This window comes from Kribbella sp. NPDC004138 (assembly GCF_053603655.1).
This window is the reverse complement of record NZ_JBSGFZ010000050.1, coordinates 1-20,414: the sequence shown is the minus strand read 5'-3', so window position 1 is coordinate 20,414 and position 20,414 is coordinate 1. Positions and strand designations below refer to the sequence as shown.

Below are 20,414 nucleotides of genomic sequence, written 5' to 3'. Positions count from 1 at the left end.
CGCGGCATGCCGTTTGACGGCCGTGTCGGCCTGCCCGAGCGCGACCGTGTCCAGGAAGACCCGGGAGCCGGCCAGGACCGCGCGCACGTCCGTACCTGCCCTTCGTGCGGGTGGCTGTTCCTCGACCCGCGCGGCCGTCGCCGTTGGTGCTCGATGGCGACCTGCGGCAACCGCGCGAAGGTCCGCGCCCATGCCGCCCGCACAGCAGCTAGTTGAACGCCGCCGGGTCGACCGTGATCCACGTGTGCTTCGCGCGGGCCAGGACGCGGCCGTCGGCGTCGTACAGAGTGCTGGCGGTGTAGGTCTTGCGGCCGTCTTCGCCGAGGTAGCGGCCGAGCGCGACGCACTCCTCGCCGGCTTCCGGCCGGGCGTCGACGCAGGCGGTGAGCTGGCCGAGCACGGACGGGCGTCCCTCGAGGTCGATCGTCCAGCCGCCCGGGCAGTCCAGAGCTGCCCACAGGAACACCTCGTCGACCAGGCCGCCGGTGGCCAGATCCGCGGCGGGCGTCCACGTGCACGCCGTCCGGCCGTCGCCGATCGGTCCTGGCTTCAGCTGCAGGCCCTGCCGGTTGGACGGCCCGCAGACGAAGCAGGTCGGGAACGGGTGGCCGTGCAACCCGCGGTACGACGCCTCGGCCGCGCGGGCCTCGTCGGGTTGCACCGGATCGATCGTCGCGTCGGCGAGGAAATCACTGCCGATCGATACCGCTTCCGCGACCACGGCGTCACCGTCCGTGAGCTTGCCGGCCGTCAGTTCCAGGTCCTTCTCCAGTGGCGGCGGCATCCGCAGGGTCACCTTCGGGACCGACTCCGCCCCGAGCTCCGCTGCGAATGCGGTCCCGACCCGGCCGGCGACGTACCCGCCGTTGCCCGACCGCTCCGGCCCCTGGAATCGCCGCTCGACCCGCACCAAAGTCATGGCTCGCGAGCATAAGGCACTCACAGTTTTCACTCGTTCGCGCACGGGCTGTGGTGGAGGTGTGAAGGAAGAAGTCGGTGGGAAGAAAAGGGTTTCAGAGAAATCTGAGGATTTCTCGGGACAAGTGAGCTGAGCCCTCCAGTTCAAACGACCGTTTGAACTATGCTGACTGCAGGCTACTGCGCGTGAGCAGGTGGGGTGCCTGCGCGAGCAGTAGCCGGGGGGAAGGAGAACTCTGTGGAGACACCGGTCGAGACGACCAGGGAGAGGTTGCTCAACGTCGCCGAGCAACGGTTCGGTGAGGGGGGCTACGAGGGAACGTCGCTGCGGGCCATCACGGTCGCGGCAGCCGCGAACATCGCGGCGGTCAACTATCACTTCGGTTCGAAGGAAGCCCTGCTGCGCGCCGCCGTGTCCCGGGCGATGGCACCGGTCAACGCCGAACGCCGGCGCCGGCTGGACCAGTTGGAGGCCGGCGGGTCGCCGGCGCCGGAGGCCCTGATCCGGGCCTTCGTCGAACCCGGCCTGGAACTGGTGCTGCGCCGCGGCGAGCGTGGCGCCGTGGTCGCGCGGTTCATCGGCCGGATCGCCTTCGATCCGAGCCGGCGGATCCGGGAGCTGTACGCGGCCGAGTCGGAGCCGATCGAGAGCAGGTATCTGGCGGCCCTGCAGCAGGCACTGCCGCAGGCGTCACCCGACGCCGTCGCCTTCGGGTACGTGAACATGCTCGGCCTGCTCGCGCTGCACCAGTCGCAGGCCCTGTCCCCGACGCCGGGTGCCGCCGGCCCCGAGGATCCGGGCAAGCTCGCGGAGAACCTGGTCACCTTCCTGGTGGCCGCGTTCGACCACGGACTGGGTTCCTGACGCCGGAATCGACGGGACCACGTGCGCACTGGGCCGGGTGAGTTTTGTCCGGGTTTTGCTCATGGATGTTCGGACTGCCGGGTAACGCTGCATAATGGCGCTCCGTGGACCCCTGTGAAGTCGTGGTTGCCGTCGACCTCGGTGGAACCCGGATGAAGTGCGGCCTGGTCGCCGCGGACGGTGCCGTGCTGCACCGCGAGACCAGGCCGACGCCCCGGGCCGACGTGCGTGACGGCGGCCGCGCCGTGCTCGACGCCCTGCTGGAGACCGTCGTCGAGCTCAGCCAGAAGGCGACCGCGGAGGGGCATCGCGTGCGCGCCATCGGTGTCGTCGTGCCCGGTGTGATCGACGCCGAGCACGGCACCGTCGGCGCCGAGAACCTGGAGTGGGTCGGGACGCCGGTGCTCGCCGAGCTGAAGGCGGCGGTCCGGTCGACGGGCGGCGACGACGTGCCGATCGTGCTGGCCCACGACGTCCGCGCCGGCGGGTACGCCGAGCTGCGCCAGGGCGCCCTGGCCGGCACCACGAACTCGATGTTCCTGCCGCTCGGCACCGGGATCGCGGCCGCGATGATCGTCGACGGCTCGCTGGTCAGCGGCGACGGGTACGCCGGTGAACTCGGCCACTCGAAGTTCATCCACGGCGACGCCGCCGAGCTCTGCGCCTGCGGTCAGTGGGGCTGCCTCGAGACAGTCGCGTCCGCGGCGGCCCTGGCCCGGCGGTACGCCGCCCGCACCGGGAGGACCGTCGACGGCGCCCGCGAGGTGATGGAGCTGCTCGCAGCCGGGGACCCGGACGCCGCGCAGGTCTGGCAGGACGCTCTGGCCGCGCTCGTCGACGCGCTGGTTCTCTACACGACTCTGGTCGCGCCGACCCGGATCGCGATCGGCGGCGGTCTGGTGGGCGCCGGCGAGACGCTGCTGAAGCCGCTGCGCGAGGGTGTGCACGCGCGCCTCACGTTCCAGCGCGAGCCCGAGATCGTGGCGGCGGTGCTGGGCGAGGAAGCCGGCATGCTCGGCGCCGCCTTGATGGCCTGGGACCGCGCCGACGAGGAGACGACAGCATGACGACGTACCGCGTGGGCCGTGTGGTGACGCCGGACGACGTTCTGGAGAACGCCTGGATCCAGGTGGACGGCGAGGACATCCGCGCGTTCGGCCGCCGGTCCGAGGGGATGCCGGCCGACGGCAAGCGGCCCGAGGACCTCGGCGACGTGACCGTCGTCCCGGGATTCGTGGACATCCACACGCACGGCGGCGGCGGGTCGACGTACTCGACCGTCGATCCTGAGGAGGCGCGCAAGGTCGCGGCCTTCCACGCCAAGCACGGGACGACGACCACGCTCGCCAGCCTGGTGACGGCGCCGCTCGACGAGCTGGTCGCGCAGACGGCCTGCCTGGCGGAGCTGATCGCCGACGGCGTGATCGCAGGCGTCCACCTCGAGGGGCCGTTCCTGTCCGAGGCGCGCTGCGGTGCGCACGAGCCGTCGCTGCTGCGGCCGCCGCTCCATGACGACGTCGCGAAGGTGCTGAGCGACGCGGTGAAGATGGTGACGATCGCGCCGGAGCTCGAGAACGGGCTGGACGCGATCCGTCAGGTCGTCGACGCCGGCGCGGTCGCCGCCCTCGGGCACACCGACGCGACGTACGAGCAGATGGTCGCGGGCGCCGACGCGGGCGCGACCGTGGCCACCCACCTGTTCAACGGGATGCGGCCGTTCCATCACCGCGACCCGGGCCCGGTCGGCGCCGCGCTGAACGACGAGCGGCTGCTGCTCGAGGTGATCAACGACGGCATGCACCTCGACCCGCAGGTCGTCCGGGTCGCGCTCGCCGCGGCCGGCGTGAACCGGATCACGCTGATCACCGACGCGATGGTCGCCACCGGGATGCCGAACGGCCGGTACAAACTCGGCAGCCTCGAGGTCGACGTCACCGACGGCCTCGCGACGCTCGCCCACGGCAGCCACTCGATCGCCGGCAGCACGCTCACCATGGACGTCGCGTTCCGGAACGCGGTCAAGGCCGGGGTGTCGCTGGTGGACGCGTCGCGGATGGCCTCGACGACGCCGGCCCAGACGTTCGGCTGGTACGACGTGGGCTCGATCGAGACCGGGAAGCGGGCCGACCTGGTGCTGCTCGACGACGAGTACGCCGTCCAGAAGGTGATGCGGGCCGGGTCGTGGCTGGACTGATCGGCACCGTCACCCTCAACCTCGCGCTGGACGTCACCTACGAGGTCGACGAGTTGCGGGTCGGCGGCAGCCACCGGGTGGACCGGATCCGCAGGCGCGCGGGCGGGAAGGGCGTGAATGTCGCGCGCGTCGCGGCGACCCTCGGGCACCAGGTGCTGGTGCTCGGATTCGTCGGCGGCGTCACCGGTGAGCTGGTCGCCGAGGAGCTGTTCGACGCCGGGCTGACCGCGCTGCTCACCCCGATCGCCGGCGAGACCCGCCGTACCGTCGCCATCGTGAACGACGCCGACGGGGACGCCACGATCTTCAACGAGTCCGGGCCGTCGGTGACCGCGGACGAGTGGCGCGCGTTCGGCGACCGGATGCCGTGGGGCCGGCTCGGCGTGCTCGCCTGCTCGGGCAGCCTGCCGCCGGGACTGCCGGCCGACGCGTACGCCGAGATCGCGGTGCGCGCCCGGCATCACGACGTCCTGACGGTGATCGACGCGGGCGGTGACGCGCTGAGCGCCGCGGCCCGGGCCGGTGCGGTGGTGCGCGCGAACGCGGCCGAGCTGCGCGCCGCCGTCGGTGACGTCGAGGTCGAGGAGGGCGCGTCCGAGCTGGTCGCGCTCGGCGCGACCGCGGCCGTGATCACGGACGGGCCGCGCGGCATGGTTGCTGCGAGCAACAAGGGTGTCTGGCGGGCGCTGCCGGTGGAGACCGTCCGCGGCAATCCGACCGGCGCCGGCGACGCGTGTACGGCGGTCGTCGCCGCGGCGATCGCGGAGTCGCCCGAGCCCGACTGGTCCGTCGTGCTCAAGTCCGCGGTGGCGGCGTCCGCCGCCGCGGTTCTGACGCCCGTTGCCGGCGACATCGATCTCGCCGCCTACCGGCGTTGGCAGCCTCAAGTGACTGTGAATTAGGAGAACTCATGCCGTTGGTATCCGGTGCCGAGGTCGTGCTGGCCGCCGCCAAGGCCGGTCGTGGGGTCGGCGCGTTCAATGTGATCCAGCTGGAGCACGCGACCGCGCTGATCGCGGGCGCCGAGCAGGTCGGCGCGCCGGTGATCCTGCAGATCAGCGAGAACGCGGTGAAGTACCACGGCGCGCTGAAGCCGATCGGCGTCGCGACGCTCGCCGCGGCCGCGGCGTCCTCGGTGCCGGTCGTCGTGCACCTGGACCACGCGATGGACCGGGACCTGGTCACGGAAGCCGTGCAGCTCGGGTTCACGTCGGTGATGTACGACGCGTCGAAGCTCGAGTACGCCGACAACGTCGCCGCGACCAGCGAGGTCACCGCCTTCTGTCACGACCACGGGGTGTTCGTCGAGGCCGAGATCGGTGAGGTCGGCGGCAAGGACGGCGTGCACGCGCCCGGCGCCCGCACCCGCCCCGACGAGGCCGTCGCGTTCGCCGAAGCCACCGGTGTGGACGCGCTCGCGGTCGCCGTCGGCTCCTCCCACGCCATGACCGAGCGGACCGCGACGCTCGACTTCGAGCTGATCGGCCGCCTGCACGAAGCGGTCGCCGTACCGCTCGTCCTGCACGGGTCCTCCGGTGTCGCGGACCCCGACCTCACCCGCGCGGTCGAGGCCGGCATGACCAAGGTCAACATCGCCACCCACCTCAACAACGTCTTCACCGACCAGGTCCGCCAGGTCCTCGCCGACAACCCGAAGCTCGTCGACACCCGCAAGTACCTGGGCCCCGCCCGCGACGCGGTAGCAGCCGAGGTGGCCCGCCTCCTCGGCGTACTGAAGGCGGTCTGAAGCCGGTCTAGAGGGTCGCGCTGCCGCGGGTCCAGTGGGCGCGGAGATCGTCGCGGGCGCGCTGCACCTCCGCGCGGGCGGCGGGGTCGGGGACCTCGAAGTCCTCGATCAGGCGGGTGAGCGCGAGCTCCAGGGCCGCGACCAGCGCGTCCTCCTCGGTGAGGTCGGCCTCGGCCACGCCGCGCAGGCCGGCCGCGAGCGCGGTGAGCCCGGCCCGCTCCTGGTCGCTGAAGCGCACCTGGATCTCGGTCCTGGTGTCCACGCTGTCCTCCTCGACGGTTGGTACAGTCATGGTGCAGTGCAACGACCGTGTTGCACAAGAGTGAGGGGCCGCGGATGACGGTGGCGGTGGACGAGACGCTCCGGACGGCGACCATCGCCGTCCTGGCCGAGCACGGCTGGTCCGGCGTGACCCTGGAGCGGGTCGCGGAGAAGGTCGGGCGGTCCCGGGTCACGCTCTGGCGCCAGGGACTGACCGTCGAGACCCTGCTGGACTCGTTGCTCGACGCGCTGGCCGACGACTACCGGGACACGATGTGGCCGGTGCTGGCCGGCTCCGGGACCGGGCGTGAGGGCCTGATCCGGACGCTGGAGGCGTTGTTCGACGTGATCGACCGGCATCTGCCGCTGATGCTGTCGTCGGACCTGGTCTTCCACCAGGAGCAGGCGCGCAACGGGCCGGTCTCGTTCCTGGATCCGTTCGAGCGGTTCCTCCGCGAGGGCGAGATCGACGGCACGCTGCACCCGCACGGGCGGGTCAGTGACGTCGGCGAGGTGCTGATGGTGTCGGCGGCCTTCACCTACGTGCACATGCGCGGCCGGCACCACTGGTCGCGGTCCCGGGCCCGGCGCCTGACCCTCGACCTGGTGCTCCGCGGCGTCGTCGAAGCGTGAAACATGCCTGTTGCATTTTCTGCAACGAGCATGTTTCACTGGCGGCATCGACAACCGTTTCTCGCTGGAGGCCGCCATGACACTTCCGTACGCCGAACCGCTGGTTCGCCTCGAGCCGCAGCCGCGGGTGATCCCGGAACCGGCCCGCGTCGGTGAACCCGGCGGCCCACACTGCGGTCTGTGCGACTGGCTCGCCGACTTCGAGCACTCCGAGCACGAGCCGCCGATCTGGTACGACGACAACTGGGCCCTGTGCCGCGCGACCGGAGTCACCATCCCCGGGCTGGTGTGGCTGGCCAGCCGCGGCCACCACGACTCGTTCGCCGACCTGCCCGACGACGTCGCGCAGAGCTACGGCCCGGTCGTCGCCCGGATCGAGCGGGCGATCCTGTCCGTCGGCGACATCGCCCGCGTCCACGTCTACCGCTGGGGCGACGGCTCCGCGCACTTCCACATCTGGTTCTACCCGCGTCCGCTCGGCATGCTGGAAGCGCGCCGTGAGATGCTCCCGCTGTGGGCGGAACTGATGCCCGAAGCTCCGAGGGAGGCCGTCGCCGATGCCGAAGCCAAGATCGCGGCGGCAATGGCGGCGGGCATCTGACGTGAACAACGCCCAGCACGAGCAGCGCGTGCCGGACCCGGGGCAGGCCAAGTCCGGCACGGAGCGGCAGGCGTCCCCGGCCGGCGCCGGGTTGGCGCGGCGGTTGGGGCTCGGGGACGCGGTGCTGATCGGGCTGGGGTCGATGGTGGGGGCCGGGGTGTTCGCCGTCTGGTCACCCGCTGCTCGTGCGGCCGGTTCCGGCCTGCTGATCGGTCTCGTGATCGCCGCGGTTGTTGCCTACTGCAACGCGGTGTCGTCGGCGCAACTGGCGGCGGTCTACCCGGTGTCAGGCGGGACGTACGTGTACGGCCGCGAACGCCTCGGCGAGTGGTGGGGGTTCGCGGCCGGCTGGTGCTTCGTGATCGGGAAGACCGCCTCGTGCGCCGCGATGGCACTGACCTTCGCCACCTACGTTACGGACATCAACTGGTTGCGCCGGCTGATCGCCCTGGCGGCGGTCCTCGCGCTCGCGGCCGTCAACTACCGGGGCGTAACCAGGACGGCGCGCCTCACCAGGGTCCTCGTCACCTGCACCCTCGTCATCCTCGCCCTCGTGCTGGTCGTCCTGTTCACCGGTGCGCCGCAGCAGCACGCGGCGACCGGCGCCACGCCGTACGGCGTCCTGCAGTCGGCGGGCCTGCTGTTCTTCGCGTTCGCCGGCTACGCGCGGATCGCGACCATGGGGGAGGAGGTCCGCGAACCGGCGCGCACCATCCCGCGAGCGATCACGATCGCGCTGGTCATTGCCATCGGCATCTATCTCGCGGTCGCCCTGGCGCTGCTCCGCTCCGGCGACCCCGCGTCGACCGCGGCGCCCCTCGCAGCCGCGGTCGACGGGGGCGGTGGGGTCTGGGCGGTACCGGTCGTCCGGATCGGTGCCGCGCTCGCCAGTCTCGGCGCCCTGCTCGCCCTGATCGCCGGCGTCGGCCGCACCACGCTCGCCATGGCCCGCAATCGCGACCTGCCGTCCTGGCTGGCCGCCGTCCATCCCCGCTACCAGGTCCCGCACCACGCCGAGCTCGCGCTCGCCGTGGTGGTCGGGATCCTGGTGCTCAGCACCGATCTGCGGGGCGTGATCGGCTTCTCGTCCTTCGGTGTCCTGCTGTACTACGCGATCGCGAACGCCTCCGCCTTCACCCAGCCGGCCGAGCAGCGTCGCTGGCCGCGGGCCGTCAACGTGCTCGGCCTGACCGGCTGCCTTGTGCTCGCGGTCACCCTGCCCTGGACGTCGGCGGTCGTCGCCGCGGCCTTCCTCGCCGCGGCCCTGGTGGTACGGCGCTTCACGACAGGTCGCGCCGGATCCGCCAGAAGCTGAACCCGCAGAGCAGCAACGCCAGCCCCAGGAACAAGCCGAACTCACGCCACTGCAGCGCCCAGAACTTGTCCGCGGTGAAGTACTTGATGTGCTGGTGGTATCCCTCGTCCGCCAGCCGCTGGTAGCAGGCGCCCTGCTCTGCCGGACTGCCGCCGGGGGCGTTCGGGTCGCGCGGCGCACACTTGATCGCCCACGCCGGCAGAGTGCTGATCTCCTTTCCTGAGCTGTCCACGGTCTTGTCGGAGAACTTCCAGGCACCGGTGGATCCGCTCGCTACCTCCAACTGCTTGAGCACCGGATTGTTCCGGTCGCCGGACAGCATGAAGCCGCGCACGTTGTCCTTGGTGAGGGTGATGTCCTGCTCGGTCGGTGCCATCAGGAGCGGCCGGACGAACGGCGGCGTGAGCACCTGGACGAGGATCACCACGGTCAGCGTGACGGCGAGCGCGACGAGGGTACGGCGTACCGCCAGACCGATCGCGACGCCGAACGCGAACGCGAACGCGGCGTACCCGACCGGCACGAGCCCGCGGGCCGCGAAGACCGGCGGGAACATCCGCGGCAGATAGTCGTTGGAGTCCTGGCCGGCGTTGACGGCGGCGTCGATCGGGTCGGACCACCAGGTCACCGCGAGACTGAGCAGACCCGTGATCGCCATCGCTGCCAGACCGGTGAAACCGACCTTGCCTGCCAGCCAGCGCGACCGGGAGATGCTCTGACCCCACACCAGCCGGTGGGTGCCGGTTTCCAGCTCGCGGGCAATCATCGGTGCGCCCCAGAACGCGCCGATGACCGGCGGCACGGCGTACAGCAGAACCATCCCGATGCGATACAGCCACATCCGCAGCGGCTGGTACGAGAGGTTGTTGATGAAGCTGTCGGTCACGCGGTGGTAGTCGTCGGCGAGAGACCCGCCGGTCGCGGCCAGCACGGCGGCGGTCGCGAGAATCACCGCCGCGACCACCACGAACTGCACGCGGAACTGCCGCCAGGTCAACCAGATCATCGCTGCACCTCCAGCGCCGGGCGCTCGGGCTGGACGTCGCGGCCCATGTAGGCCAGCACGAGGTCCTCGAGCGTGAGTTGGGTGACCGTCCAGGCCGGATCGAGGATCGGCTTGTCGGTCCGGATCAGGTACGTCGACTGCCGGTCGGTGTGGCTCGCGGTCACGACGTGCTGATCGCGCGGCAGATCCTTCTGGTCGCGCCGCGGCCCGGTCAGCCGGAAGTGGGTCGCGAGCAGCGTGTCGATCTCGCCGCTGACCTGGACGCGGGACTCCACCAGCACGACCAGGTAGTCGCAGGCCCGCTCCACGTCGGAGACCAGATGCGAGGACAGCACCACACTCAACTCCTGCTCGGCGACCGCCTCCATGAGGTCCTGGAGGAACTCGCGCCGGGCCAGCGGATCGAGCGCGGCCACCGGCTCGTCGAGGATCAGCAACTCGGGGCGCTTGGCCAGGCCGAGCGTCAGCGCGAGCTGCGCGCGCTGACCACCGGACAGCCGCCCCGCCCGCTGCTTCGGATCGAAGCGGAGGTGCTGGATCCGTTGCTGTGCAAGGGATTCGTCCCACGCGGGGTTGAGTCGCGCGCCGAGCCGCAGATGGTCCGCGACACTCAGCCGGCTGTACGTCGGCGTGTCCTGCGCGACGTACCCGACCTTGGCCTGCTGCGTCCCCGCGGCCGCTCCCAGCACCTCTACGGATCCCGCGCTCGGCGTCAGCATCCCCACCGCCAGATTCAGCAAGGTGCTCTTACCGGCCCCGTTCGGCCCGACCAGCCCGACGACATGCCCGGCCGGCACCTCCAACTCACAATCGGTCAGCGCCCAGCGCCGGCCGTACTTCTTCCCCAACCCGTGGGCCTGCAGAACGGTGTTCAAGCTATGTCCTCCTGAGCGGCGGACCGAAAGGTGGTCAGGAACAGGGCCTCGATGCTTTCGTCGTCGAGGCCTGCTTTGCGGGCCTTGGCCAGCCAGCGGCGGAGGTCCTGGCGGAGTGGGCCGTGGGCGGCGAGCGTGTTGTCGGTGAGTGTGCGGGTGACGAACGTGCCGCGCCCGGGCCGGGCCTGGACCAGGCCCTCGTGCTCCAGTTCGCGGTACGCCTTGAGCACAGTGTTCGGGTTGATCGCCAGCGCCGCCACCACCTCCTTCACGGTCGGCAGCTGGTCACCCTCCCGCAGCAGTCCGAGCCGCAGCGCGTTCCGGACCTGCTGAACGATCTGCTGGTACGGCGAGACCCCCGACCGGCCGTCCAGATGGAACTCGATCATCCATTGCCCCATTCATCTAGGTAACTAGCACTATAGATGTGAGGGGCAAGTGGACGTCAAGGGGCGGACGCGCAGCACTCACCAACCGCGCGGACCGCGGGGGTGCTGAGCGTGAGGTGAGCCGCCGAGCGGCGGTTGATGAGTGCCGGCGGTCCGCGTCAGCGGATCGCGTCGTAGCGGCGAAGGGATTCCCGGCGCGCCTCGGCATGATCGACGACAGGAGCGGGATATCCGTCCGCGCCACCGTGCTTCCACGGCTCGTGCGCGGCCCTGCCCGCGAGGTCCCGCAGCTCCGGGACCCACCGCCGGACGTACTCGCCCTGCGGGTCGAACTTCAGCCCCTGCGTGATCGGGTTGAAGATCCGGAAGTACGGCGCCGCGTCCGCGCCGCAGCCGGCCACCCACTGCCAGTTCAGCGAGTTCGACGCGAGATCGCCGTCCCGCAGCGACTGCATGAACCACCGGGCGCCGTGCTTCCAGTGCACATGCAGGTCTTTCACCAGGAACGACGCGACGACCATCCGCACCCGGTTGTGCATGAACCCGCTCCCGGCGAGCTGCCGCATCCCCGCATCGACGAACGGGAAGCCGGTGCGGCCTTCGCGCCACGCGTCGAACAGCTCGTCCGGTTCGTCGTACTGCATCTTGTCGAACTCGGACCGCAGCGGTTTCCACGCGGCGTGCGGGTTGCGGGACAACAGGTCCGCGCAGAACTCGCGCCAGGCGAGCTCGCGCGCGTACGCCTTCGCGCCGTCGCTGCGCCGGTGGGACAGGTCCGCGAGCATCGTCCGCGGGTGGATCTCGCCGTACTTCAACGGGATCGACATCCGCGACGTGCTGTCGAGGTCGGGCCGGTCGCGCTGGTCGTCGTACTCCGCGACGCTCTCGAGGTAGTCGTTCCAGTGCTTCAGCGCCGCCTGCTCGCCGGCGCCGTCCGCGTCGCCGTCCGGCAGGTCGTCGCCGTCGGCCTGCACCCAGGTCACCTTCGGCGGCGCCTCGACGGGTTTGCGCCACCCGTGCTCCAGCCAGGCCTTGAAGTACGGCGTGAACACCAGGTACGACCGGCCCTGCTGGTTCAGCACCCGCCCGGGCGCGATCGCGTACGGCGAGCCGGTGCGCACCAGCGGACAGTTCAATGCGGCTTCAACTTCTCGGTCGCGCTGCTGTCCGTACGGCGCGTAGTCGGCGGCGATGTGGACGCCGGCCGCCCCGACCTCCTCCGCAAGGGCCGGGACAACGGTTGCCGGATCGCCCTTCCGCAGCACGAGCCGGCCGCCCATCGACTTCGACAGGCTGCGCAGCGACGCGGCCAGATGCTCCCGCCGCGGGTCGCCGGATCGCTCCCAGAGCAACGGATCCAGGACGAAGACGCCCAGAACCCGGCCGTCGCCCGCGGTCACCGCGTCCAGGAGCGCGGGGTTGTCCGTCAGCCGGAGGTCTCGCCGGAACCACATCACCGATGTCATCGTGCTCATCCTGCACCGGTACCCAGCCGGAATTGGGTAAGGCTTGCCTCAATAGGTGAGAATGGTTGTCGTGAGCGACCTGATCGATACCACCGAGATGTACCTGCGGACCGTCTACGAGCTGGAAGAAGAAGGCATCGTGCCGCTGCGGGCGCGGATCGCCGAGCGGTTGCACCAGTCCGGCCCGACGGTCAGTCAGACGGTCGCGCGAATGGAACGCGACGGTCTGATCAAGGTGGAGGGCGACCGCCACCTGGAGCTCACCGACGTCGGCCGCAAGCAGGCGGTCCGGGTGATGCGCAAGCACCGCCTGGCCGAGCGGCTGCTGGTCGACGTGATCGGGCTCGAGTGGGAGGACGTGCACACCGAGGCCTGCCGCTGGGAGCACGTGATGAGCGACGCGGTCGAGCTGCGGCTGCTGCAGCTCCTCGGCAACCCGACCGAGTCGCCGTACGGGAACCCGATCCCCGGCCTGGAGGAGCTGCAGAAGGACCACCAGGTCAGCGACATCGGGGACTTCCGGATCGGCGTCGAGCCGCTCGACCAGGTCCTCGACGCCGCGACCGGCGAGAGCGTGCGGGTGCTGGTGCGGCGGATCGCCGAGCCGGTGCAGACCGACGACGGCGCGATGGCGGTGCTGCGCAAGGCCGGGGCCCTGCCGGGCCGCGAGGTCGACTCCACGCTGGATGCCGAGGGCGTTCTGGTCGGCAGCCGCGAGGCCGGCGGCGTGATCAGCGACGAGACCGCCGGGCACATCTTCGTCAGCCGCGTCTGACAGTCCCACCTGGTCAACTCTCTGTTAACGCAGTGCACCCGATGCGGCACGTCGGGTGTACTGCGGGTAGCGTCGGGCCGCGATGTCTGAGAATCCTGTCGACTGGCCGCAGTACCTGCGGGAGTTCCATACCGCCACCCCGGGCAGCACCGAGGCGTTGCTGTCGCGTGCGGTGGCCGGCGACCACACGCCGTACCGCTGGCTCGTCCGCGCCGTCTCCGGCGAGGCGCGCAGGGTGCTCGACCTGGCCTGCGGCAACGGCCCGGTGGCCCGCGAGCTGTACGGGCGGTGGGTGGTCGGTGTCGACAACAACGCCGCCCAGCTCGAGAACGCGCCCGGCCCCAAGGTGCAGGCGGACGCGCTGCACCTGCCGTTCGCGAACGAGGTCTTCGACGTCGTCACCTGTTCGATGGGCCTGATGGTGCTGCAGCCGCTGCCGGACGTGCTCGCCGAGGCGGCCCGGGTGCTGCGGCGCGGCGGCGTCCTGGCCGCGATCGTGCCCGCCGTACGGCCGCTGCGGCGGGGCGACATCCGCACGCTGAGCGGTCTGACCACGCGCCTGCGCTCGACGCCGCAGTTCCCGGCCGGTGGTGAGATCACCGAGCTGAAGGATCAGCTGAAGCACGCCGGGTTCGACGTGATGGAGAGCCAGCGCGAGCGGTACGTGTACATGATCCGCAGCCGCGACGACGCCACACGCCTCGTCAACGCCCTGTACCTGCCTGGGACGCCGGACGCCCGCCGGGACACCGCCGCGGCCTGGCTCGCCGACCGCGCCGAGTCCAAGGACGGCCTCGAGGTCGCGATCCCGATCCGCCGGATCACCGCGATGCGGACCAAGGTGGCACTCGCCACCTCCTGAGGGCCGCCAGTCGGTACGGTGTGCTCGTGAGTGCGCTGCGCTGGTCCGTCCGGACGCTCGACCGGGCGCTCGACGGTGAGACGGTCTACCGCGAGCTGCTGGCCGGCGAACCGGTCGCGTTCTGGCTCGACGGCAGCCTGACCGACCGTGCGCCCCGGCGGATCTCGGTCCTCGGGACGACGGCCGGCGCCGATGTCGTGGTCCGGGACGTGGCCGACGGCGACGTCTTCGCCGAGCTGAACGAGCTGCTCGCGGCCCGGGCCGCGGAGCCGCCGCCCGAGCTGTCCGGGCTGTTCTGTGGCGGGTACGTCGGATACTTCGGCTACGAGCTCAAGGCCCTCACCGGGGGAGCGACCGCGCACGAGGCCCCGACGCCGGACGCGCTGTGGATCTGGGCGGACCGGTTCCTGGTGATCGACCACGACCGCGACCTCACGTACCTGGTCGCGCTCGACGGCGGCGAGGACTGGCTGGACCGGGCCGAGGAGGCCGCGTCGAACTGGTGGATGGGCAGCGTCGACGTCCCGGCGATCGCCCGGATGGATCTCGATGCGCACCTGGAGCAGGACCGGGCGACGTACCTGGCCGGTATCGCGCGCGTCCTGGCCGAGCTCGAGGCCGGCCAGACCTACGAGGTCAATCTGACGAACCGGATCCGCCTGCCGGCCGTGCCGGACCCGTTCGAGTTCTTCCGCTGGCAACGGTCCGCGAACCCGGCGCCGTACGCCGCCTTCCTCCGGTACGGCGATCTCGCCGTGGCCAGCTCGTCGCCGGAACGGTTCCTGACCGTGGACGCGGACGGGTGGGCCGAGTGCCGGCCGATCAAGGGGACCGCGCCACGCGACCTCGACCCGGCGCAGGACCAGCTCGCGGCGAAGGCGCTGGCCGAGGACGACAAGACCCGCGCCGAGAACCTGATGATCGTCGACCTGATCCGCAACGACCTCGGCCGGGTCAGCGTGCCGGGGACCGTGACGGTTCCGCAGCTGATGCAGGTCGAGAGCTACCGCACCGTGCACCAACTGGTGACGACGGTGCGCGGGCGGCTGCGCGACGGCGTGACCGCGGTCGACGCCGTCCGGGCGTGCTTCCCGCCGGGATCGATGACGGGCGCGCCGAAGATCCGCACCATGGAGATCATCGACGAGCTCGAGTCGAGCGCGCGTGGGGTGTACTCGGGCGCGCTCGGCTACCTGGGCGTGGACGGGCGGGCGGATCTCAGCGTGGTGATCCGGACGGCGGTGCTGACGCCGGACGAGACCGTGGTCGGGGCGGGCGGTGCGATCGTGCTCGATTCCGACCCGGTCGCGGAGTACGAGGAAATGGTGCTGAAGGCACAGGCTGCCGTCGGCGGACAAGGTGGGGGAGAATGACGGAACTGCAGGTGGCGGACTCGTTCCTGGTTGCCAATGGCAAGGTTCGGGGGCTGGAACTGCATCGGGAGCGGTTCGTCCGGTCGGGTGCCGCGGCGGGGGTGGCCGCGGAGCGGTTCTGGGACGAGCAGATCGGGCGGCTGCCCGGTTTCGGGCGCTGGTTCCCGCGCTTCGAGTTGCGCGCTTCGGGTGAGCTCGCCGTCCAGCTTCGCCCGGCGCCGCCGATCGGCGGCCGGGTGCGGGTCGCCGTTCACGAAGGGCCGGATCCGCGGACCGCGCCGCGGGTGAAGGGGCCGGATCTCGAACTGCTCGGCAAGTTGAAGGAGTCCGCGGCCGACCGCGCCGACGAGATCCTGCTGCTGGACGCCGACGGGACGGTCCTCGAGGCCGCGTATTCGGCCGTCGCGTGGTGGGAGGACGACACCCTCTGCTTCCCGGAGTCCGAGCGCCCGTTGCTCGCGTCGGTCACTGCCCAGTTGCTGCGCCGGATCGCCGCGGCGCAGGGCGTCGAGATCATCGAACGCTCGATCATTCCGCAGGCCCTGCAGAACAGCACCGAGGTCTGGCTCCTGAACGCGCTGCACGGCATCCGCCCCATCCACGCCTGGGGTCCGTCGGCCATCGACCCGCTCCCGAACTCGCACTCCACGCTGTGGCAGTCGCACCTCGAATCCCTCGCCACCCGGCTGCCCTGACATCTCCCGCTCCCCGCCTCCTGGCGGCCGCTTGTTGTAAAAGTGATATCACTTTGCTACCTTGGAGCTATTCGAGAGGAGCATGTGATGGTGGATGTCGCGGTGGAGATGCCGGCCCCGAAGGTCGTCGAGCGGTCCGGGCGGGAGCTGAACGGGTGGCCGATGGCGGGGCTCGCGTTCGTGCTCGCGGTGGTCGGCGTGCTGGTGTTCGTGCTCGGCGCCGGTGACGGGAACGGCGTGCTGATCACGCTCGGGATCCTGGTCTTCCTGGCCGCGCTGATCGTCGCCGCCGGGCTGACCGCGGTCTCGCCGGGACGGGCCCGGGTGCTGCAGATCCTCGGGCGGTATGCCGGAACCATCCGGACGGACGGCCTGCGCTGGGTGCACCCGCTGTCCTCGCGGCGTGCGGTCTCCACCCGGATCCGCAACCACGAGACGGCTGTTGCCAAGGTCAACGATGCCGACGGCAACCCGATCGAGATCGCCGCGGTCGTGGTGTGGCAGGTCGAGGACACCGCGCAGGCGACGTTCGAGGTGGACGACTTCGTCGAGTTCGTGGCCATCCAGACCGAGACCGCTGTCCGGCACATCGCCAACAGCTATCCGTACGACGTGCACACCGACGACGGCGGCCTGTCGCTGCGGGACAGCACCGACGAGATCACCGAGAAGCTGTCGGCGGAGATCGCCGCGCGCGTCCAGGCGGCCGGTGTCCGGGTGATCGAGTCCCGCATCACCCACCTCGCGTATGCGCCGGAGATCGCCCAGGCGATGCTGCGCCGCCAGCAGGCCGGTGCGGTCGTCGCGGCCCGCCAGCGGATCGTCGAGGGCGCCGTCGGCATGGTCGAGCTGGCGCTGGACCGGCTGTCGGAGCACGAGGTGGTCGAGCTGGACGAGGAGCGCAAGGCGACCATGGTGAGCAATCTGATGGTGGTGCTGTGCGGCGATCGCGACGCGCAGCCGGTGGTCAATACCGGCTCGCTGTACCAGTGAGCCCGTCGTGGCCGTCGAACGGAAGAAGGTCCTGCTCCGGCTGGATCCCGCGGTGCACGACGCGCTGGCCCGATGGGCGGCCGACGACCTGCGCAGCACCAACGCCCAGATCGAGTATCTGCTCCGCCGGGCATTGGCCGAGGCCGGCCGCTTGCCGAGCGGCGTGACCAAACAGCGTCGCCCGGGCCGGCCGTCCAAGGAGGAAGCCGATGAGTAGGAAGAGCGTGACCACCGGGCTGGGTCCGGCTCGTCGAGAGCCGCGGAGGCCGGCCGGGCGGGTGGGATCGGGCCGGAGCGGACAGGCCGGGGCGGCCCGGTCGCGGGGCGCTCAGGTTGTTGCTCTTGGCAACGCAGGGATGCCCGATTCCACGGCTGCCAGGGTTCTCCTGCTGGCCTACGATCCGGAGCGGGGCCGGCTGACGGCCCGGTCGAAGCTGGGCAGGGTGCTGCGGGCCGCCGTACTGGTCGATCTGCAGCTGAGCGGGAACGTGGTCGACGACGGCGGTCGGGTCCGCGTGACGAACTCGCCGGCACCTGCGGACGTGGTGGCAGCGGGAGTGCTGGAGGAACTGCGCTCGACCGGCCCACGGCGCTGGCGGCACTGGATCGATCGGCGGGGTGGTGCGACCGTGCGGCAGGTTCGGGACGAGCTCGCCCGCGCGCGACTGATCAAGGTCGAGCCGCGCCGGGTGCTCGGGATCTTCCCGGCGGACCGCATCACGCTGCGCCATCCGCTGGTACGCCGCCACCTCCTGCAGAGCGTCCATGACACGTTGCGACCGTCCCGGCTCGTGTCCCGCGTGGATCTCCGGGACGCGTCCGTCGTCGTCCTCGCGTCGACGGCGGATCTGCGCACGGTGCTGACGAAGGACCAGCGCACCCGCCACAAGGACCGCCTGGCGCAGCTCGCGGTCCGCGTCGGTCCCGTCGTACCGGCGCTGAAGAAGTCTCTCCAGCAGTCGCAGTACTCCGCGGGTGGGTGACCCGGTCAGGCGCTACGGTTCCTTACTCAGGTAACGAACCGAGGAAGGGGGTGGGCGATGTTCGACGACCGGAGTCCGATCTACCTGCAGATCGCCGAGCAGATCAAGAACGACATCGTCTCCGGCGCGCTGGCCGAGGACGAACAGGTGATGTCGACCAATCAGTACGCCGCCTTCTACCGGATCAACCCGGCGACTGCGGCCAAGGGATTCGCCCAACTGGTCGACGACGGCATCCTCTACAAGAAGCGCGGGATCGGCATGTTCGTCACGCCGAACGCCCGCGACCTGCTCCGCACCGGCCGCCGCGACTCGTTCTTCGCCGACGTCGTCGACCCGATGATCCGCGAGGCGAAGGCGATCGGCATCCCGTTGAACGACATCCTCCAGCACGTCCGCAGTTACGGAGACGCCTGATGACCGCCCTGACTGTCAGGACCGAGAACGTCTCGGTCCGGTTCGCCGGTGTGCCCGCGCTGGACCGGCTCGACCTGCGGCTGGCGCCGGGGAAGATTCACGGGCTGCTCGGCCGCAACGGTTCCGGCAAGAGCACGCTGGCCGCGACCCTGGCCGGGTTTCGGCGGCCCGACGAGGGGCGGGTGCTGATCGAGGGCGGCGACCTCGGCGCGGCGCAGGAGCCGTACGAGAACGCCGTCGTCACCAGCCGCGTCTGCCTGATCCGCGAGTCCGGCGACCGCCCGGACGCCGTACCGGTGAAGTACGCCGTCGGGCTCGCCGCCGCGCTGCGCCCCTACTGGGACGCCGACCTCGCCGGCGACCTCCTGGACCGCTTCGAGATCCCGCTGAACAAGAAGATCCAGAAGCTGTCCCGCGGTAAGAAGTCCGCGCTCGGTGTCGTCGTCGGCATCGCCAGCCGCGCCCCGCTGACCATCTTCGACGAGAGCTACCTGGGCATGGACGTGCCGTCGCGGAACCTGTTCTACGACAGGCTGCTCGCCGACTACGTCGAAGTGCCGCGCACGATCGTGCTGTCCACCCATCTGGTCAGCGAGGTGAGCACGATGCTCGAGGAGGTCCTGATCCTCGACCGGGGCCGACTCGTCACCCAGTCGCCGGTGGACGCGCTGCGCGGTCGCGGCGCCTCGATCGTCGGACCGGCCGCGGCGGTCGACGAGTTCACCGCGGGCTTCACCGTGCTCGCGGAGGAGCGACTGGGCGGGACCAAGTCGACCACTGTCCTCGGTGACCTCGACCCGGCGTTGCTCGCGCAGGCGACCGGGGCCGGCCTCGAGATCGGCCCAGTCGGTCTGCAGGACCTCTTCGTCCACCTCACGGGAGCAAAGGCATGAGCACGGCGGTTCAAAGCAGGGCGTTGCCGCGGGGCGCCACCGACGTACACCGGTTGAAGAATGTGCTGTGGTCGCTGGTCATCGGTCTCCGGCCGATGCTGCTCGGCTACTGGGCCGTGATGGTGGTCGCGTTGTTCCTCGGCGGACTCGCAGTCCAACTCGTCACCAGCGGCGTCACCACCAGCGCGTGGGACTACGGAACCCAGTCGCCGAAGTACTTCTCGATGGCCGTCGGCATCACCGTCACCCCGGCGTACTTCGCGCTGCTGATCTCCCAGGGCGTCACCCGCCGGATGTTTTCGTTTGCCTCAGGCATCTATCTCGCCGGTGCCGCGGCCGGCACCTCGCTGCTCTGGGTGCTGATGTATCAGCTGGAACGCTTGCTTTACGCGGCGCAGGGCTGGCCCGACACGATGACGAACCCGCACCTGTTCACGAGCACGACGCAGGCCGGCCTGATCTTCGCCGAGTTCTTCCTGCTGATCCTGTCGCACGAGGTCACCGGCTGGCTGCTCGGTATCACGTTCGTCCGGTTCGGGGCCTGGCGCGGCATCGTGCTGCTGCCGCTCGCGCTGCTGCCGGCCGCGGCGGCCGAGTTCCTGCTCGTCGCCCAGTGGCTCGCGGACGTGCTCGACAACATCGGGTACCGCCGTCCGCCGCTCGCGATCGCGGTGCCGGCGGTCCTCGTCGTCAGCGCACTCGGTGTGTACGCCGGCTATCGCGTTCTGCGACCGATGGCAGTCAAACCAACGAAAGGTTGAGGGACGTTATGCACAGGGGGTGTGTATAACTCGGACCAATTCTGTGGATGGGTGCACAATCATTGTGGACGACGGAAAACTGCTGCCTGGAAGGGGTTGTGCGGGCCCGTCGGCAGCGGTAGAAATATCGACACGCTACTTCGATCGGGGTGGCGGGTCGAACGGAAACCGAGGGCCCTCGCGGTGGGGATCCCCACCGAGGTAGACCGGTGACGGGGTCTGCCGGCATCTACGGACCCGCTTCGGGAAGCTGGAGACGTCACTTTCCTTCAGCTGTGCGGGCCCCTCCGACTCATACTCGGAGGGGCCCGCTTTCTGGTCCGCTCGAAGACTCCGCAGTACCGATATCCGGACAGCACAAGGCCGGCCGGTGCGCGACCGTTCCGCGCACC

25 protein-coding genes are annotated in these 20,414 nt (G+C 70.5%); 19 read left to right on the top strand and 6 right to left on the bottom strand.

Annotation, left to right across the window (positions count from 1 at the left end; translation table 11 throughout):
• The coding region (locus tag ACWEOO_RS41295) for a CGNR zinc finger domain-containing protein (RefSeq protein WP_452147713.1) at window positions 1-216 on the top strand (216 nt) is incomplete at its 5' end.
• Here the strand turns inward: ACWEOO_RS41295 and ACWEOO_RS41290 are convergent.
• On the bottom strand, window positions 209-919 hold the full coding sequence (locus ACWEOO_RS41290; RefSeq protein WP_452147712.1) for a hypothetical protein: 711 nt from the start codon (window positions 917-919) through the stop codon (window positions 209-211). The genes ACWEOO_RS41295 and ACWEOO_RS41290 overlap by 8 nt on opposite strands.
• Before the next feature lie 237 nt (window positions 920-1,156).
• On the opposite strand from ACWEOO_RS41290, the gene ACWEOO_RS41285 reads away from it, so the two are divergent.
• The 5 genes from ACWEOO_RS41285 (at window position 1,157) to ACWEOO_RS41265 (ending at window position 5,724) form a co-directional block, all read left to right on the top strand.
• Window positions 1,157-1,783 carry a TetR/AcrR family transcriptional regulator gene (locus tag ACWEOO_RS41285; protein ID WP_359927234.1) on the top strand — a complete coding sequence of 209 codons (627 nt, stop codon included), beginning with the start codon at window positions 1,157-1,159 and terminating at the stop codon, window positions 1,781-1,783.
• 104 nt (window positions 1,784-1,887) lie between these two features.
• The gene (locus tag ACWEOO_RS41280; protein ID WP_452147711.1) at window positions 1,888-2,850 is read left to right on the top strand and encodes an ROK family protein; all 963 of its coding nucleotides are present in this window, start codon (window positions 1,888-1,890) and stop codon (window positions 2,848-2,850) included.
• Window positions 2,847-3,977 (top strand): N-acetylglucosamine-6-phosphate deacetylase, encoded by a 1,131-nt coding sequence (gene nagA / locus ACWEOO_RS41275; RefSeq protein WP_452147710.1) that lies wholly within the window; start codon window positions 2,847-2,849, stop codon window positions 3,975-3,977. Before ACWEOO_RS41280 ends, nagA begins: the two co-directional genes overlap by 4 nt.
• Window positions 3,965-4,879, top strand: a complete 915-nt coding sequence (locus tag ACWEOO_RS41270) for a 1-phosphofructokinase family hexose kinase (RefSeq protein WP_452147709.1) — start codon at window positions 3,965-3,967, stop codon at window positions 4,877-4,879. Before nagA ends, ACWEOO_RS41270 begins: the two co-directional genes overlap by 13 nt.
• Before the next feature lie 8 nt (window positions 4,880-4,887).
• Window positions 4,888-5,724: a class II fructose-bisphosphate aldolase gene (locus tag ACWEOO_RS41265; RefSeq protein WP_452147708.1), complete on the top strand. Its 837-nt coding sequence runs from the start codon at window positions 4,888-4,890 to the stop codon at window positions 5,722-5,724.
• A gap of 7 nt (window positions 5,725-5,731) precedes the next feature.
• Here the strand turns inward: ACWEOO_RS41265 and ACWEOO_RS41260 are convergent, their stop codons facing one another.
• A complete protein-coding gene (locus ACWEOO_RS41260) occupies window positions 5,732-6,016 on the bottom strand; it encodes a hypothetical protein (protein ID WP_452147707.1) in 285 nt (94 codons plus the stop codon).
• A gap of 44 nt (window positions 6,017-6,060) precedes the next feature.
• Here ACWEOO_RS41260 and ACWEOO_RS41255 point away from each other — a divergent pair, with 44 nt between their 5' ends.
• The 3 genes from ACWEOO_RS41255 (at window position 6,061) to ACWEOO_RS41245 (ending at window position 8,534) form a co-directional block, all read left to right on the top strand.
• Window positions 6,061-6,618, top strand: a complete 558-nt coding sequence (locus tag ACWEOO_RS41255) for a hypothetical protein (RefSeq protein ID WP_452147706.1) — start codon at window positions 6,061-6,063, stop codon at window positions 6,616-6,618.
• 76 nt (window positions 6,619-6,694) lie between these two features.
• Window positions 6,695-7,219, top strand: a complete 525-nt coding sequence (locus tag ACWEOO_RS41250) for a hypothetical protein (protein WP_452147705.1) — start codon at window positions 6,695-6,697, stop codon at window positions 7,217-7,219.
• On the top strand, window positions 7,176-8,534 hold the full coding sequence (locus tag ACWEOO_RS41245) for an APC family permease (RefSeq protein WP_452147704.1): 1,359 nt from the start codon (window positions 7,176-7,178) through the stop codon (window positions 8,532-8,534). Before ACWEOO_RS41250 ends, ACWEOO_RS41245 begins: the two co-directional genes overlap by 44 nt.
• On the opposite strand, the gene ACWEOO_RS41240 is transcribed toward ACWEOO_RS41245, so the two are convergent.
• The 4 genes from ACWEOO_RS41240 to ACWEOO_RS41225 form a co-directional block, all read right to left on the bottom strand.
• Complete coding sequence (locus tag ACWEOO_RS41240; protein WP_452147703.1) at window positions 8,500-9,540, bottom strand: ABC transporter permease subunit; 1,041 nt, start codon at window positions 9,538-9,540, stop codon at window positions 8,500-8,502. The two genes, ACWEOO_RS41245 and ACWEOO_RS41240, sit on opposite strands and share 35 nt — an antisense overlap.
• Entirely contained in the window at window positions 9,537-10,415 is an 879-nt protein-coding gene (locus tag ACWEOO_RS41235) for an ABC transporter ATP-binding protein (RefSeq protein ID WP_452147702.1), read from the bottom strand. Before ACWEOO_RS41235 ends, ACWEOO_RS41240 begins: the two co-directional genes overlap by 4 nt.
• Complete coding sequence (locus tag ACWEOO_RS41230) at window positions 10,412-10,804, bottom strand: GntR family transcriptional regulator (protein ID WP_452147701.1); 393 nt, start codon at window positions 10,802-10,804, stop codon at window positions 10,412-10,414. Before ACWEOO_RS41230 ends, ACWEOO_RS41235 begins: the two co-directional genes overlap by 4 nt.
• Before the next feature lie 158 nt (window positions 10,805-10,962).
• Window positions 10,963-12,279 (bottom strand): cryptochrome/photolyase family protein, encoded by a 1,317-nt coding sequence (locus ACWEOO_RS41225; RefSeq protein ID WP_452147700.1) that lies wholly within the window; start codon window positions 12,277-12,279, stop codon window positions 10,963-10,965.
• Between the two features lie 52 nt (window positions 12,280-12,331).
• On the opposite strand from ACWEOO_RS41225, the gene ACWEOO_RS41220 reads away from it, so the two are divergent.
• From ACWEOO_RS41220 to ACWEOO_RS41175, 10 genes are all read left to right on the top strand, one after another.
• The gene (locus tag ACWEOO_RS41220) at window positions 12,332-13,045 is read left to right on the top strand and encodes a metal-dependent transcriptional regulator (protein WP_452147714.1); all 714 of its coding nucleotides are present in this window, start codon (window positions 12,332-12,334) and stop codon (window positions 13,043-13,045) included.
• Between the two features lie 82 nt (window positions 13,046-13,127).
• Window positions 13,128-13,907 (top strand): class I SAM-dependent methyltransferase, encoded by a 780-nt coding sequence (locus tag ACWEOO_RS41215; RefSeq protein ID WP_452147699.1) that lies wholly within the window; start codon window positions 13,128-13,130, stop codon window positions 13,905-13,907.
• A 26-nt stretch (window positions 13,908-13,933) separates the two neighbouring features.
• Window positions 13,934-15,280, top strand: coding sequence for an aminodeoxychorismate synthase component I (pabB, locus tag ACWEOO_RS41210; protein WP_452147698.1), 1,347 nt, complete (start codon window positions 13,934-13,936; stop codon window positions 15,278-15,280).
• Window positions 15,277-15,975 (top strand): aminotransferase class IV, encoded by a 699-nt coding sequence (locus ACWEOO_RS41205; RefSeq protein WP_452147697.1) that lies wholly within the window; start codon window positions 15,277-15,279, stop codon window positions 15,973-15,975. Before pabB ends, ACWEOO_RS41205 begins: the two co-directional genes overlap by 4 nt.
• A gap of 87 nt (window positions 15,976-16,062) precedes the next feature.
• Window positions 16,063-16,968: an SPFH domain-containing protein gene (locus tag ACWEOO_RS41200; RefSeq protein ID WP_452147696.1), complete on the top strand. Its 906-nt coding sequence runs from the start codon at window positions 16,063-16,065 to the stop codon at window positions 16,966-16,968.
• A 7-nt stretch (window positions 16,969-16,975) separates the two neighbouring features.
• Window positions 16,976-17,185: a hypothetical protein gene (locus tag ACWEOO_RS41195; protein ID WP_363717892.1), complete on the top strand. Its 210-nt coding sequence runs from the start codon at window positions 16,976-16,978 to the stop codon at window positions 17,183-17,185.
• Between the two features lie 139 nt (window positions 17,186-17,324).
• Complete coding sequence (locus tag ACWEOO_RS41190) at window positions 17,325-17,951, top strand: GOLPH3/VPS74 family protein (RefSeq protein ID WP_452147695.1); 627 nt, start codon at window positions 17,325-17,327, stop codon at window positions 17,949-17,951.
• 57 nt (window positions 17,952-18,008) lie between these two features.
• Window positions 18,009-18,368: a GntR family transcriptional regulator gene (locus tag ACWEOO_RS41185; protein ID WP_452147694.1), complete on the top strand. Its 360-nt coding sequence runs from the start codon at window positions 18,009-18,011 to the stop codon at window positions 18,366-18,368.
• Window positions 18,368-19,261: an ATP-binding cassette domain-containing protein gene (locus tag ACWEOO_RS41180; protein WP_452147693.1), complete on the top strand. Its 894-nt coding sequence runs from the start codon at window positions 18,368-18,370 to the stop codon at window positions 19,259-19,261. Before ACWEOO_RS41185 ends, ACWEOO_RS41180 begins: the two co-directional genes overlap by 1 nt.
• Window positions 19,258-20,022, top strand: coding sequence for a hypothetical protein (locus ACWEOO_RS41175; RefSeq protein ID WP_452147692.1), 765 nt, complete (start codon window positions 19,258-19,260; stop codon window positions 20,020-20,022). Before ACWEOO_RS41180 ends, ACWEOO_RS41175 begins: the two co-directional genes overlap by 4 nt.
• Window positions 20,023-20,414 lie beyond the last annotated feature (392 nt).

What these genes read in the sequence shown, in the direction of transcription:
- ACWEOO_RS41290 (WP_452147712.1), bottom strand. Translation starts at nt 919, where the DNA reads ATGACTTTGGTGCGGGTCGAGCGGCGATTCCAGGGGCCGGAGCGGTCG.
- nagA (WP_452147710.1), top strand. Translation starts at nt 2,847, where the DNA reads ATGACGACGTACCGCGTGGGCCGTGTGGTGACGCCGGACGACGTTCTG.
- ACWEOO_RS41265 (WP_452147708.1), top strand. Translation starts at nt 4,888, where the DNA reads ATGCCGTTGGTATCCGGTGCCGAGGTCGTGCTGGCCGCCGCCAAGGCC.
- ACWEOO_RS41260 (WP_452147707.1), bottom strand. Translation starts at nt 6,016, where the DNA reads ATGACTGTACCAACCGTCGAGGAGGACAGCGTGGACACCAGGACCGAG.
- ACWEOO_RS41255 (WP_452147706.1), top strand. Translation starts at nt 6,061, where the DNA reads ATGACGGTGGCGGTGGACGAGACGCTCCGGACGGCGACCATCGCCGTC.
- ACWEOO_RS41250 (WP_452147705.1), top strand. Translation starts at nt 6,695, where the DNA reads ATGACACTTCCGTACGCCGAACCGCTGGTTCGCCTCGAGCCGCAGCCG.
- ACWEOO_RS41245 (WP_452147704.1), top strand. Translation starts at nt 7,176, where the DNA reads ATGCCGAAGCCAAGATCGCGGCGGCAATGGCGGCGGGCATCTGACGTG.
- ACWEOO_RS41240 (WP_452147703.1), bottom strand. Translation starts at nt 9,540, where the DNA reads ATGATCTGGTTGACCTGGCGGCAGTTCCGCGTGCAGTTCGTGGTGGTC.
- ACWEOO_RS41230 (WP_452147701.1), bottom strand. Translation starts at nt 10,804, where the DNA reads ATGATCGAGTTCCATCTGGACGGCCGGTCGGGGGTCTCGCCGTACCAG.
- ACWEOO_RS41225 (WP_452147700.1), bottom strand. Translation starts at nt 12,279, where the DNA reads ATGAGCACGATGACATCGGTGATGTGGTTCCGGCGAGACCTCCGGCTG.
- ACWEOO_RS41220 (WP_452147714.1), top strand. Translation starts at nt 12,332, where the DNA reads ATGGTTGTCGTGAGCGACCTGATCGATACCACCGAGATGTACCTGCGG.
- ACWEOO_RS41215 (WP_452147699.1), top strand. Translation starts at nt 13,128, where the DNA reads ATGTCTGAGAATCCTGTCGACTGGCCGCAGTACCTGCGGGAGTTCCAT.
- ACWEOO_RS41205 (WP_452147697.1), top strand. Translation starts at nt 15,277, where the DNA reads ATGACGGAACTGCAGGTGGCGGACTCGTTCCTGGTTGCCAATGGCAAG.
- ACWEOO_RS41200 (WP_452147696.1), top strand. Translation starts at nt 16,063, where the DNA reads ATGGTGGATGTCGCGGTGGAGATGCCGGCCCCGAAGGTCGTCGAGCGG.
- ACWEOO_RS41190 (WP_452147695.1), top strand. Translation starts at nt 17,325, where the DNA reads ATGCCCGATTCCACGGCTGCCAGGGTTCTCCTGCTGGCCTACGATCCG.
- ACWEOO_RS41185 (WP_452147694.1), top strand. Translation starts at nt 18,009, where the DNA reads ATGTTCGACGACCGGAGTCCGATCTACCTGCAGATCGCCGAGCAGATC.
- ACWEOO_RS41180 (WP_452147693.1), top strand. Translation starts at nt 18,368, where the DNA reads ATGACCGCCCTGACTGTCAGGACCGAGAACGTCTCGGTCCGGTTCGCC.
- ACWEOO_RS41175 (WP_452147692.1), top strand. Translation starts at nt 19,258, where the DNA reads ATGAGCACGGCGGTTCAAAGCAGGGCGTTGCCGCGGGGCGCCACCGAC.